The 12,878-nt window shown below is 71.3% G+C and carries 9 protein-coding genes; 5 read left to right on the top strand and 4 right to left on the bottom strand.

Annotation, left to right across the window (positions count from 1 at the left end; translation table 11 throughout):
- The first annotated feature begins 560 nt into the window (after window positions 1–560).
- A complete protein-coding gene (lexA, locus tag E1286_RS41405) occupies window positions 561–1,268 on the top strand; it encodes a transcriptional repressor LexA (RefSeq protein ID WP_132621905.1) in 708 nt (235 codons plus the stop codon).
- A 658-nt stretch (window positions 1,269–1,926) separates the two neighbouring features.
- Window positions 1,927–2,388, top strand: a complete 462-nt coding sequence (locus E1286_RS41400; protein ID WP_132621903.1) for a hypothetical protein — start codon at window positions 1,927–1,929, stop codon at window positions 2,386–2,388.
- Here E1286_RS41400 and E1286_RS41395 read toward each other — a convergent pair.
- Complete coding sequence (locus tag E1286_RS41395; protein ID WP_165970150.1) at window positions 2,373–3,215, bottom strand: nucleotidyltransferase domain-containing protein; 843 nt, start codon at window positions 3,213–3,215, stop codon at window positions 2,373–2,375. The genes E1286_RS41400 and E1286_RS41395 overlap by 16 nt on opposite strands.
- A 65-nt stretch (window positions 3,216–3,280) precedes the next feature.
- Between E1286_RS41395 and E1286_RS41390 the strand changes: the two genes are divergently transcribed.
- On the top strand, window positions 3,281–4,390 hold the full coding sequence (locus E1286_RS41390) for a MalY/PatB family protein (protein ID WP_246075618.1): 1,110 nt from the start codon (window positions 3,281–3,283) through the stop codon (window positions 4,388–4,390).
- A 1-nt stretch (window position 4,391) separates the two neighbouring features.
- On the opposite strand, the gene E1286_RS41385 is transcribed toward E1286_RS41390, so the two are convergent.
- On the bottom strand, window positions 4,392–7,541 hold the full coding sequence (locus E1286_RS41385; protein ID WP_132621899.1) for a S41 family peptidase: 3,150 nt from the start codon (window positions 7,539–7,541) through the stop codon (window positions 4,392–4,394).
- Window positions 7,542–7,698: 157 nt separating this feature from the next.
- On the opposite strand from E1286_RS41385, the gene E1286_RS41380 reads away from it, so the two are divergent.
- Window positions 7,699–8,127 carry a hypothetical protein gene (locus E1286_RS41380; protein WP_132621897.1) on the top strand — a complete coding sequence of 143 codons (429 nt, stop codon included), beginning with the start codon at window positions 7,699–7,701 and terminating at the stop codon, window positions 8,125–8,127.
- A 49-nt stretch (window positions 8,128–8,176) separates the two neighbouring features.
- On the top strand, window positions 8,177–9,145 hold the full coding sequence (locus E1286_RS41375; RefSeq protein ID WP_132621895.1) for a TIGR03557 family F420-dependent LLM class oxidoreductase: 969 nt from the start codon (window positions 8,177–8,179) through the stop codon (window positions 9,143–9,145).
- Here the strand turns inward: E1286_RS41375 and leuS are convergent, their stop codons facing one another.
- On the bottom strand, window positions 9,146–11,626 hold the full coding sequence (gene leuS, locus E1286_RS41370; RefSeq protein ID WP_132621893.1) for a leucine--tRNA ligase: 2,481 nt from the start codon (window positions 11,624–11,626) through the stop codon (window positions 9,146–9,148).
- Between the two features lie 577 nt (window positions 11,627–12,203).
- A complete protein-coding gene (locus E1286_RS41365; RefSeq protein ID WP_132621891.1) occupies window positions 12,204–12,617 on the bottom strand; it encodes a hypothetical protein in 414 nt (137 codons plus the stop codon).
- Window positions 12,618–12,878 lie beyond the last annotated feature (261 nt).

Raw genomic sequence — 12,878 nt, 5'->3', positions numbered from 1 at the left:
AGCGTAAGATGTGTATAAGAGCCAGCCTCTCCGGCCCGCCGTTCCCCGACCGGCCGCTCTCGCGGGCCGTCTCGCGGGTCGGAGCGCCGGCTCGCCACCGTCATGTCGTCGTCACCACCCGTACGCGGCGGCGGGACAAGGCGCAAATGAGCCCTTACCCCACCACTCGAACGGGACCCTGACCTCTTCCCGGAATTCCGGCGGAGCGTGGCCTGCGCGCGCGTATTGTCTCCCCGTCGATCCGTACTCCGGGTGGCATCGGCGAGCAAGGTGAGCTGATTGGTGTTTTCGCTGGTCGTATCCGTATGTGAGGGCGTTCGCATGGATGACCTCCTGCCGTGCGGCCTGAGGAAAAGGCCAAATAAAGATCAGCAAATCGAACACGGTGTCGATCGAACTCCCGTACGATGTTGTACACCACACCGGCGATGATTTCGAGGAAGACTCGAACAATTGTTTGAGAATGATCTTCAACAGCGATAACGTCGCTGTGTGCGACATCGAGACCACGGACCGGGAGGTCCGCCGGTGAGGCGGGCCGCCAGGCGAGGAGGAGCAGCATGACCGAGCGGGATGACACAAGCGGGGTCAGCGACCTCGCGGTGCGCCGACGAGACTCCCTGGGGCTCACCCCCAGGCAGCGCAAGATCCTGGAAGTGATCCGCGACTCGGTGCAACAACGCGGATATCCGCCGTCCATGCGCGAGATCGGCGAGGCGGTGCAGCTGACCAGCACGTCCAGCGTGTCACACCAGCTCACGGCGCTGCAGCGCAAGGGCTACCTGCGCCGCGACCCCCACCGGCCGCGCGCGCTGGAGGTCCGCCTCCCCGGCGAGCCCGTGATGTGGGTCGACCCCGACGCCGGCTCCGAGGAGCCCACGGTCAGCCGCCCGACGGCCGCCTACGTCCCGCTCGTGGGCCGCATCGCCGCCGGTGGGCCGATCCTCGCCGAGGAGAGCGTCGAAGACGTCTTCGCGCTGCCCAAGCAGCTCGTCGGCGAGGGCACGCTGTTCCTGCTGCAGGTCACCGGTGACTCGATGATCGAGGCCGCCATCGCCGACGGCGACTGGGTGGTCGTCCGCCAGCAGCCGGTGGCCGAGAGCGGTGACATCGTCGCCGCCATGATCGACGGCGAGGCCACGGTCAAGACCTTCAAGCGCAAGGACGGGCACGTCTGGCTCGTCCCCCACAACGCCAACTACGAGCCGATCCCGGGCGACGAGGCCAGCGTCCTGGGCAAGGTCGTGGCGGTGCTGCGCCGCCTCTAGTCGCGACGAAGGCCCGGGCGCCCACCAGAGGGCCCCGGGCGCCCGTCCCACCACGGCACGCGACGCCTCTCACCCCACGGCTCTGCCACCCGCTGCACCGCCACCCCGGGCATCTCCGGTACGCCCCGCCTGCCGACTCGCTCTCAGGTCTCGATGCGCAGACTCGGCCTCTGGAACGCGGGCCCCAGACCGCCTGCCCTGAGCCGGCCAAGGAGCCGGTCCGGAGATCGAATGCCGGTCCCGATTCGCACTCTCCCGATCGTCGGACGCCCCACCCGAAGTCACCCGCTACCTCGTCAAGCTCGGTCTCGATTCGCACTCACTCGGCCGTCACGCACGTCTCCGTCCGCACCCGATCGGCCCGACCTGATCCACGTCGACCAGGTCATCCATCCCGAACGGCGACCGACGAGGAAGCCAATACCTCAAAGCTCGTGAAGCACGCCCTCACCCACGACCGGGTGATCCGGCACCGCGAAGGACCGAGATCCCTAGGACCTGGACGTCACCCCGACCACGTCAGCGAACTGCGCCGGCAGCCCGCCGGGCGGGCATTCCATGCCGGCCTTGTTGTGATTCTGGGCACCACATCCGTTACGCCAGAAGGATCACGACGCGGATCTGGGACGAGTACGGGGAAACCACTACGTCGATCGCGATGCGCAGCATTGCCCTGTGGGCGTTGCTGACCGCCACCATGGTGGCCGAGCTCCTCATATTCCGGTTCCGCCCGCGGCGTCCACCGTGGCCGCGACTGGGATCGGCGCCGCTCTCCGCGATGACCTACGTGCTCGTGCGGCCGGCCTTCCTCACCTTGCCCGGGGCTGATCGCCTGCCCTCGGCAGCCAAGTGCACCGGTCACGCGCTCCTGCTGCTCGCCGTGATCGCCTGGCCCTCCGACGAATCCGCCACAGTGCTGATCTGGGCCGCGGTCGCGCTCACCTCGATGGTGATCGGGCTGCGCTTGTGGCATGGCCACCGGGCCGGCCGCGCCGCGGAACGTGCCACCGCTGCCCCGGACCGGCCGTACGCCTGGCGGAGTCGTACGCCTCCACCCGTCCGGCAGCGCATGCAGGGGGCCGATCGACGTCACGCGGTGCGTCGTCAGCGGGTCGTGTAGAGCGTGTGGGCGGTGGTGATCGCGTGGGTGGCGAAGGCGAGGACGTCCTGGCGGCGCTCGAAGGGGGAGGCGTACAGGGATCGGCGGGGGGCGCCGAAGTGGTCGGCGAGGCCCGACAGATGGCTCGACGCGGTCGGAAGGGCAGTGTCCTCTTCGCGCAGACGCAGCGCTTCGTTGAGCACGCGGTGCCAGCGCGACGGGAACGTCCGCAGGGCGTGCAGGGCCGCGCCCGTCTTGGAGGTGAGCTCGCCGGTCGCCAGCGTGTAGTGCAGCCGGGAGACGCCCGTGACCAGCCACACGGTGGCGTACCCGCCGAAACAGGCCAGCCCCCACGGCGAGACGACGCGGGCGGCGCGGGTGACGAGGCGGCGCCAGTAGTGGTCGAGGTTCGCGTCCATCCAGGCGGCCAGGGCCTCGGGATCGTTCCAGATGTCGAGATCCTTGGGCTTGGGGCCGCGGCAGGTGACCCCGTGACGGGCCAGGGTGTGCCAGGTGACCGGGTTGAGGTCGCCGCGCCGGTTGAGCCGCCCCGCGTGCGCCTGCGGACGCTGCCCGAGTGAGGCGGGGTCGCGGCGGAGGTCGTCCCAGGTGAGATAGACGCCGTCGAACGGGTGGACACCGAGCCTGGCGTGGATGCGTTCGATCACCTCGACCGGCGGCGGCTCGGTCGTCACGGCCACGAAGTCGACGTCGCTCGCCGTCGGCCGGTAGTCGCCCAGGGCGGCGGAACCCTCCAGGTAGAGCGCCTCCACCAGCCCGGGAGCCTCCGCGTCGGCCAGGGAGAGGTACGTGTCGACGATCGCGTCGACCTTCGGGTGGGGCGTCATGGCCGCACAGCCTGCCACAGTCGCCGCCGCCGCCTCATCACAATCGCCGATTCTAGAATGGTCGGGTGAACCACGCATATCCCCCCGTAGACCTCAAGTCCACGCACGACGGCCTCAAGTGGGCGGCGGTCGAGCCGGGCGTCATCCCCGCCTGGGTGGCCGACATGGACCTGCCGACCGCGCCCGACGTCGTCGAGGCTCTGCGGCGGCGGGCCGGCGGAGACCTCGGCTACCCGACGTGGCTGGACAAGCCCGGCGCCGGTCCGCTGGCCGAGGCGTTCGCCGAGCGCATGACCGCGCGGTACGGCTGGGCGGCCGGCCCCGAGCACGTGCGGTCGTTCACCGACATCAACCAGGCCCTCCAGGTGCTCCTCCACCTCTGGACGGCCCCGGGCGACGGCGTCGCCCTGCACACCCCGGCCTACCACCCGTTCCTCGGCACGCTCGACCTCATGAAGCGCCCCCTGCGCCCCATCCAGATGGTCCCGGACGGCGGCACGTGGCGCTTCGAGGTGCCCGACCTGTCCGGCTGCCGGGTGCTCCTGCTGGTGAACCCGCACAACCCGACCGGCCGCGCCTTCACCCGCGCCGAGCTGGAGGAACTGGCCGAGCACGCCGAACGCCACGACCTGCTGGTGATTTCCGACGAGATCCACGCCGACCTGGTCTACGAGCCGCACCGGCACATCCCGTTCGCCACGATCCTCCCCGAGCGCACGGTCACGCTCACGTCGGCGACGAAGGCGTTCAACCTGGGCGGCATCCGCTGCTCGGTCGCCCACCTCGGTCACCCGGGCGTCCGCGCGGCGCTGGAGGCGGAACCCCCCTTCCTGTACGGCTCCGCGAACGTCTTCGGCGTCGAGGCCACGGTGGCGGCCTGGCGCCACGGGGACGCCTGGCTGGCCGACACCGTGGCGCTGCTCAACCGCAACCGGCACATGATCGCCGCCCGCCTGCCGGCGGGAGTGGGGTACCGGATCCCGGAGGCGACGTACCTGGCCTGGCTGGAGGTGGGGCGGCCGGGGCTGGCGGAGGTGCTGGAGCGCGAGGCCCGCGTCCGGCTCAACGACGGCGCGGCGTTCGGCCCCGGCGGCGAGCACTGCGTCCGGCTGAACTTCGCCACCACCGAGGCCATCCTCGCCGAGATCCTCGACCGCCTGGGCCGCGCCTGGTGACTCACGCCAGGGGCGGCAGCTCCGGCGGCGTGGCGGGCGGGTGCTCTTCCAGGGCGGCGAGCGCGAGCTCGATCGCCCTGTCGAGCTGCGGGTCCCGCCCGGCGACGCGCTCCTGGGGCGTGATCACGACCTCGATGTCGGGGTCGACGCCGTGGTTCTCCACGCCCCAGCCCTGTCCTGCCAGCCAGAACGAGTACCGCGGCTGGGTCACGCGGGTGCCGTCCACGAGCGAGTAGCGCGAGTCGATCCCGATCACGCCGCCCCACGTGCGGGTGCCGACCAGCGGACCGATCTCGCGGTTCTTGATGCCCGCGCTCACGATGTCGCCGTCGGAGCCGGCGAACTCGTCGGTGACCGCGACCACCGGCCCGCGGGGCGAGTCGGTCGGGTAGCGCTTCGGCTTCTTGCCGCGGGCCAGGTCCCAGCCGACGACCTTGCGCGACAGCTTCTCCAGCACCAGCTCGGACAGGTGCCCGCCGCCGTTCTCGCGCACGTCCATGATCAGCCCGTCGAAGGCCATCTCGGTACGCAGGTCGCGGTGGAACTGCGCCCACCCGGAGGCCACCATGTCCGGCATGTGCAGGTAGCCGAGCCGGCCGCCCGAAGCCTCTCTGACGTAGGCGCGGCGGCTGTCCACCCAATCGTGGTAGCGCAGCGGCGTCTCGTCGGCGATCGGGCTGACCACGACCCGGCGCACGTCTCCGCCGGAGGCGGGCCGCACGGTCAGCTCGACGGGCCGGTCGGCGGTGCCGGCCAGCAGGGCGAGCGGGCCGCGTACCGGATCGACCGGGCGGCCGCCCACGGCGAGGATGGCGTCGCCGGGACGGATCGCGACGCCGGGCGCGAGCAGCGGCGAGCGGGCGGCGTGGTCGGACGTCTCGCCGGGCAGGACGCGCGTGACCCGCCACACCCCGTCCTCGTCCCTGGCCAGGTCGGCGCCGAGCAGGCCCTGGCGGCGCCGGGGGTCGACGCCGGCGCCGTTGCCGATGGCGTAGGCGTGCGAGGTGCCGAGCTCGCCCTGCGTCTCCCAGAGCAGGTCGATCAGCTCGGAGTGGGAGCCGATGCGCTCGACCAGTGGTGCGTAGCGGTCGAGCACGCCCTGCCAGTCGACGCCGTTCATGTCCTCGCGCCAGAAGTGGTCGCGCATGAGCCGGCCCGCCTCGCGGAAGCCCTGCCGCCACTCGGCCACGGGGTCGATCTGGACGGAGATCCGGTCGAGGTCGACGGTGACCACCTCGTCGCCCTCGGTCGCGGCGCGGGTCTGCAGGCCGTTCTTGCCGTTGAGGACGAGCCGGGTGCCGTCGCCGCTGACCTCGAACGCCCGCACCTCCTTGCCCAGCTCGGCCTTGGCGCGCTTCTTGAGGTCGTACCGTTCGAGCACGATCTCGGCGTTCTGCTCGGTGCCGTCGCCGAGCTGCCCGGTGAGCGGGTGCTTCAGCCACAGCAGCGCGTCCTTGGCGGTACGCAGGTTGGCGTAGCGCCCGGCGGGCACCGGCACCGGCACCACGCGCGAGGCCAGCCCCTCGGTGTCGACCTCCGTGCGCGGCGGCGCGTCGTCGTCCTTAGGGGCGTCCTTGGCGGGCTTGTCGTCCTCGCCGTTGAACCCGCGCCCCCGCAGAGAGGGGTCGAACGGCGAGGGCGTCGTGGCCTGCAGCGGCACGATGTACGGCTTGCAGCCGTTCGGGAACGACATGTCGAAGACGTGGACGTCGTAGACCGGGTCGAACGTCCGCACCGACAGGAACGCCAGGTGCTTGCCGTCACGGGTGAACACCGGGTCGGAGTCGGCGAACCGCACCGGCGTCACGTCGATCACGGAGGTGCCGTCGACCCGGCCCATCCGGATCTGCGACAGCGACTCGTCGTGCGGGTGCGTCCAGGCCAGCCACGCGGAGTCGGGCGAGAACGTCAGCCCGCTCACGTCGCCGTCGCTCGTGCGGTCGAGCTCGCGGACGTCGCCGCTCTCCAGGCCGACGACCAGCAGCCGCCCGTCGTGCGAGGCGACGGCCACGTGCTTGGCGTCGGGCGCGGCGATCAGCTCCAGCACCCGCCCGAGCTGCCCGGTGGCGAGCGTGCGGATCTCGCCGCCGGGGGTGCCGACCTCCAGGCCGTCCTCGCCGGAGGCGTCGGAGACCCACACGGCGCGGCCTGAGGCGTCGAGGACGCGCGGCAGCCGTACGCGGACGCCGGGCTCGGCGCGGAGCACGCCCGCGGGCCCGTCGCGGTGGGTGACCCAGTGGGCGGTGCCGCGGATCTCCACCGCGCTGGCCCGCCCGGTGGCGTCCGGGGAGAAGTCGCCGGCCCGCAGGGGCGCCGGCCGCCTGGCCCGTCCCGGACGCGGCCCGCCGAGGCTGATCTCCAGCCGGCGCGGCTCGGCGTCCAGGCTCTCCAGCAGCCACAGGTCGCCGGCGTGGCTGTAGATCACCCGCTCGCCGTCGCTGGTCGCGTGGCGGGCGTAGAACTGCTCGTGGGAGGTGTGCTTGCGCAGGTCGGAGCCGTCGGGCAGGGCGGAGTAGACGTTGCCGGTGCCGTCGGCGTCCGACAGGAACACGATGCGGTCGCCGGCCCAGCTCACCGACCAGTACTGCGCCGTGCTGTCGGCGAACAGCCTGGTGAACTCGCCGTTGCCCTCGGCGTCCACCCAGATCTTGCCCGCGGTGCCGCCCCGGTAGCGTTTCCACTGCGACGGCTCGCGCCACAGCGAGGAGACGGTGGCGACCCTGACGCCGCTGACGGCCACGTCGCTCACCCATCCGTACGGCAGCCGCGTCGCCGGTCCACCGTCGAGCGGCACCGCGTACGCCCAGCGCCTGGTGCGCGAGCTCTCCCCGGCCGAGCTGATCGCGAGCACGTCGCCGTCGGCCGTCCAGCCGAACGCGCCCGTCGTGGCGCTGCCCCAGTGCGTCAGCCGGTCGCCCTCAGGGCCGTCGATCTCGGCGGCGAACACCTCGGGAACGCCCTCTCGGGTCCCGGCCCACGCGATCCGGCTGCCGTCGGGGGAGAATCTCGGGTTCGACACCGGCACGCGGTCGGCGGTGAACCGCCAGGCCCTGCCGCCGGTGATCGGTGCCAGCCAGACGTCGTCGTCGGCGACGAAGGTGACCAGGTCATCGTGCAGGTGCGGGTATCTCAGGTATGCGCCATTTGTCACAGCTAGACACTAATGCGCCAGGCCAAGGGCGGCTCACGATTTACCCCCGCATTCCCCTCGCAGCGTACGGGCATCGCCCCAGGAACCGCCAAGCCGGACATGTCGCGAAATATCAGGGAAGGGGAAGAGCGCCCGCGATCGCAATCTGTGAGGGGATATGAGGATCTTCGCTCGGATGCACCAGCTGCCGCCCCGCCTGGCCGCCGGCGCCTTCATCCTGAACTCCGGCTTCACCAAGGCGGGCGCCGACGAGGAGGCCGCCAAGTCCACGCACGGCACGGCGGTGAGCGCCTATCCGTTCCTGCGGGGCGTGGACCCGGTCGCCTTCACCCGCATGTTGTCGAAGACCGAGATGGCCCTGGGCGCCGCCCTGCTCACACCGGCCGTGCCGTCACTGGTGGCCGGGGCCGCGCTGACGGGCTTCGCGGGGGGCCTGGTCGGCCTCTACCTCCGCCTTCCCGCGCTGCGTCGGCCGCACAGTGTGCGCCCGTCGGAGCAGGGCCTCGGCATCGCCAAGGACGTCTGGCTGCTGGCCATCGGCCTGGGACTGGTCATCGAGGAATGGCGGGCCTGCCGCCGCGATTGATCTCCGCGCCCTGGACACTAATCCTGACAAACCAGGGTAGACGGGGCAGATGGTACAAATCGGCTACACCTTGATGTCCGAGCAGACCCCCGCCCGCGAGCTGGTGGACTACGCCGCCGCGGCCGAACGTATCGGCTTCGACTACGCCGTCATCTCCGACCACTATTTCCCGTGGCTCGAGGAGATGGGCCATTCGCCCTACTGCTGGTCGGTGCTCGGCGCCGCGGCCCAGGTCACCGAGCGGCTGCCGCTCATGACGTATGTGACCTGCCCCATCATGCGCTACCACCCGGCCGTGGTGGCGCAGAAGGCGGCCACCATGGGCGTGCTCAGCAACGGCCGGTTCACGCTGGGCCTCGGCGCGGGCGAGAACCTCAACGAGCACGTCATCGGCGAGGGCTGGCCGCCCGTGGACACCCGGCACCGGATGTTCGCCGAGGCCGTCCAGATCATCAGGAAGCTGTTCAGCGGCGAGTACGTCACCCACCAGGGCGAGTTCTACGACGTCGACTCCGCCAAGCTCTACGACCTGCCCGAGCGGCAGGTGCCCATCGGCATCGCCGCCTCCGGCGGCCAGTCGGCGGAGCTGGCCGCGGAGTACGGCGACCTGCTCGTGGTCAACGAGCCGATGCCGGAGGTCGTGCGGCAGTTCAACGCGGCCGGCGGCGAGGGCAAGCCGGTCTACGGCCAGCTCGCCCTCTCCTACGACACCGACGCCGAGGCCGCCAAGGAACGCGCGCACCGGCTGTGGCGCTGGTCGAGCGCGGGCGGCTGGAAGGTCATGGCCGAGCTGCCCGGCCCGGTGAACTTCGCCGCCGCCACCGGCACCGTACGCCCCGACGACGTGGCGCAGAGCGTGCCGTGCGGCGCCGACGTGGACGCCGTCGTGCAGGCCGTCAAGCAGTTCGCCGACGCCGGCTACACCCACGTGGCGCTCGTGCAGATCGGGCACGACCAGCAGCAGTCCTTCTTCGACTGGGCGGAGAAGGACCTGCTGCCGGCCCTGCGCAACCTCTAGCTAGGGGACGATGTTGACCAGCTTGGGCGCCCGGACGATCACCTTGCGCGGCATGCCCTGCAGGTAGGGGGCGACCTTCTCCGACGACAGCGCCAGCTCGCGCAGCTCGTCCTCGGAGATGCCGGGCGGCACCTCCAGGCGGTCGCGCACCTTCCCTGCCACCTGCACCACGCAGATGACCGACTCCTGCACCAGCAGCGCGGGGTCGGCCACCGGCCAGCCGGCGAACGAGACGGGCCCGGTGCGGCCCAGCCGCTCCCAGCCCTCCTCGGCGGTGTACGGGGCCACCAGCGACAGCATGATCGCCAGCGTCTCGGCGGCCTCGCGCACCGCCGGGTCGGCCGGGCCGGGGCCCGAGTCGATGGCCTTGCGCGCGGCCGAGGTCAGCTCCATCATCCGCGCCACCGCCACGTTGAAGCGGTAGGAGTCGACCAGCTTGGTGACCTCGTCGATCGTGTGGTGGGTGACCTTGCGCAGCTTGGCGTCGCCGCTCTCGAACGGCACGCCCGGCTCGCTGGTCACCTCGGACATCACGCGCAGCGCCCGGGCCAGGAACTTCTGCGAGGCGGCCGGCGAGACGTCGGCCCAGTCGATGTCGTCCTCGGGCGGCCCGGCGAAGACCATGGTCAGGCGTACGGCGTCGACGCCGTACGCGTCGATCTGCTGGCCCAGGTCGACGCCGTTGCCCAGGGACTTGGACATCGCCTTGCCGCCGTTGATGACCTGGCCCTGGTTGAGCATGCGCACGAACGGCTCGGTGAAGTCGAGCATGCCCATGTCGTGCAGCACCTTGGTGAAGAACCGGGAGTACAGCAGGTGCAGCACGGCGTGCTCGATGCCGCCGACGTACTGGTCGACCGGGCCCCACTTGCGCACCTGCGCGGGGTCGAACGGGCCGTCGGTGTAGCCCGGCGAGCAGTAGCGCAGGAAGTACCACGACGAGTCGACGAAGGTGTCCATCGTGTCGGTGTCGCGCTTGGCCGGCCCTGAGCACTTGGGGCACTCGACGTTGACCCACTCGGTGGCGCTGGCCAGCGGGGAGACGCCCTTCGGCGCCAGCGCCTCGCCGCGCAGGTCGGGCAGCGTGACGGGCAGCTGCTCGTCGGGGACGGGCACCTCGCCGCAGTCGGGGCAGTGGATGATCGGGATCGGCGTGCCCCAGTAGCGCTGGCGCGACAGCAGCCAGTCGCGCAGCCGGTAGTTGACCGTGCCGCGGCCCCTGCCCTCGCGCTCCAGATGCTCGATGATCGTCCGGATCGCCTCGGCCTTGCTCAGGCCGTCGAGGGCGCCGGAGTTGACCAGCATGCCCTCGCCGGGAGTGGCCTCGCCGGTCTCACCGGGGTCGGCCAGGCCGGTGTGCACGACCACCCGCACCGGCAGCTCGAACTTGCGGGCGAAGTCGAGGTCGCGCTGGTCGTGGGCGGGCACGGCCATGATGGCGCCGTGGCCGTAGTCGGACAGCACGTAGTCGGCCGCCCAGACCGGGATGCGCTCGCCGTTGACCGGGTTGATCGCGTAGCGGCCCAGGAAGACGCCGGTCTTCTCCTTGTCGGTGGACAGGCGTTCGATGTCGCTCAGCCGGGCGACCTCGGCGCGGTAGGCCTCGAACGCGGGCCGCTGCTCGTCGGTGACGATCTCGTCGGCCAGCGCCGCGTCGGCGGCCACGACGAAGAACGTGGCGCCGTACAGGGTGTCGGGGCGCGTGGTGTAGACGGTGACCGGCTCGTCGCGGCCCTCGATCTCGAACAGCACGTCGGCGCCCTCGGAGCGGCCGATCCAGTTGCGCTGCATGGTCAGCAGCCGCTCGGGCCAGCCGTTGAGCTGTTCCATGTCGTCCAGCAGGCGCTGGGCGTAGTCAGTGATCTTGAAGTACCACTGCGTCAGCTCGCGGCGGACGACGTCGGCGCCGCAGCGCTCGCACTTGCCGGCCACGACCTGCTCGTTGGCCAGCACGGTCTGGTCGTTGGGGCACCAGTTGACCAGGCCGCCCTTGCGGTAGGCCAGGCCACGCTCGAAGAAGCGGATGAACAGCCACTGGTTCCAGTGGTAGTAGTCGGGGTCGCTGGTGTGCAGGCGGCGCGACCAGTCGAAGGCGATGCCGTAGCGCCGGAACGAATGGGCCTGGGTCTCGATGTTGGCGTACGTCCACTCCGCGGGGTGGGCGTTGCGCTTGATCGCGGCGTTCTCCGCGGGCAGGCCGAAGGAGTCCCAGCCGATCGGGTGCAGGACGTTGTAGCCCTGCTGCATCCAGTAGCGGGCGACGACGTCGCCGATGGCGAACACCTCGCCGTGGCCCATGTGGAGGTCGCCCGACGGGTAGGGGAACATGTCGAGCATGTAGCGCCGCTCGCGGGGGTCGGCGTCGTCCTCGCTCGCCCGGTAGGGCTCCTGCTCCTCCCATCGCTGCTGCCACTTGGCCTGCAGCGCCTGCGGGTCGTACTCACTCACGGCTACTGTCCTTCTGGCTTGACTCGGGCCCATCGGTTCGGGCGAGCAACGCCGAGTTTACCCGGCGGGGGCATCGCTTCCCCGACGACTGTTCATTTGTTCGAAACGGGCGGCGCCTCCGCCTGAGGGTGCGCCGCCGCCGTCCTGGAGTCACAAGAAAACCCCCCGTGGACAACGAGGGGTCGAGCCGCGACGGCGAGATCTCAGGGCCGTCGCGGCCCGCTAAGAAGCAGGGTCGCCGAACGCATGTGTCAAGCCTAGCGCACGTCTTCCGCTGAACGCTGATACTCCGAGCAGGCCCGCGGGCACAATGGACTCTTCAGGTCCGGTGAGACCTGATGGTGATGTATCCGTTGTGACCTCATTCGTCCCCCGAGAATAGCCTTGGCGCCGTGGTACACCCAGCTGAGCCCCATCGACCGGAGGCCGACCTGCCCCTGCAGGATCCGCCGACCGATCCGCATGGCTTCCCTCGTTTCGCTGCGGGACCACCTGCATCTCCTGGAAAATCCCATGAGATCATGCCTGATACGTCGAATCCGGATATAACGGGCAATCCGGACAGATCCTCGGGAGGGCCGGCAGTAATGGCGACGGAGAATTCCGGACCTCACGTGCCGGCGTCCTGGCCGGAGGCGCCCCACCGGGACGCGCGGCCCGACGCGGCGGAGGCCGGGGCCGCGGCCCCGGTGCCGACGTCATGGCCGGAGGTTCCCCTGAACGACGCCCGTCCCGCCCAACCGGAGCCGTCCTGGCCCGAGCCGCCGCGCACCGGGCCGTCGTGGCCTGAGCCGCCGGCTCCGGCGCGCCCGCGGCACGGATCCCATGCCGCGCCCGTCAATCCCGATGCCGCCTCCGGCATGCCCGGCGCCACCTCGGGCGCGCCCGGCGGCCCGTCCTGGCCGGAGGCCCCGCCGCAGGCTCCCTCCTGGCCCGACCCGCCGCGCACCGCCGCCCGCCAGAACGGGTCCGGCCCTCTCGACGCCACCCCTCCCCACGGCGCCCGCCTCGACGGCTCGCGCACGGACGGCCCCCCATGGGCGCCCCAGGGACAGGAATCACCACTGGGGTCACCGCACGGTAGGGCGCCCGGGTCGCACCAAGGACCGGCGCAGGCGTCACCGCAAGGGACGCGGCCGGGCGTGCCCACATCGTGGCCGGAGGTCGCGTCGCAGGACCAGGCGGGTGCGGCGCGGCCCGAGCAGCCCCCCGTACCGGATCCGGTGCCCGCGTGGGCGCAGCCGCCGACGCCCTCCCCCGGCGCGTGGTCGAACCTGTCCTCCCC

The organism is Nonomuraea terrae (assembly GCF_004348995.1).
GTDB classification, from domain to species: Bacteria; Actinomycetota; Actinomycetes; order Streptosporangiales; family Streptosporangiaceae; genus Nonomuraea; species Nonomuraea terrae.
The sequence above is the reverse complement of the archived record's forward strand: the minus strand, read 5'-3'. Positions and strand labels throughout refer to the sequence as shown.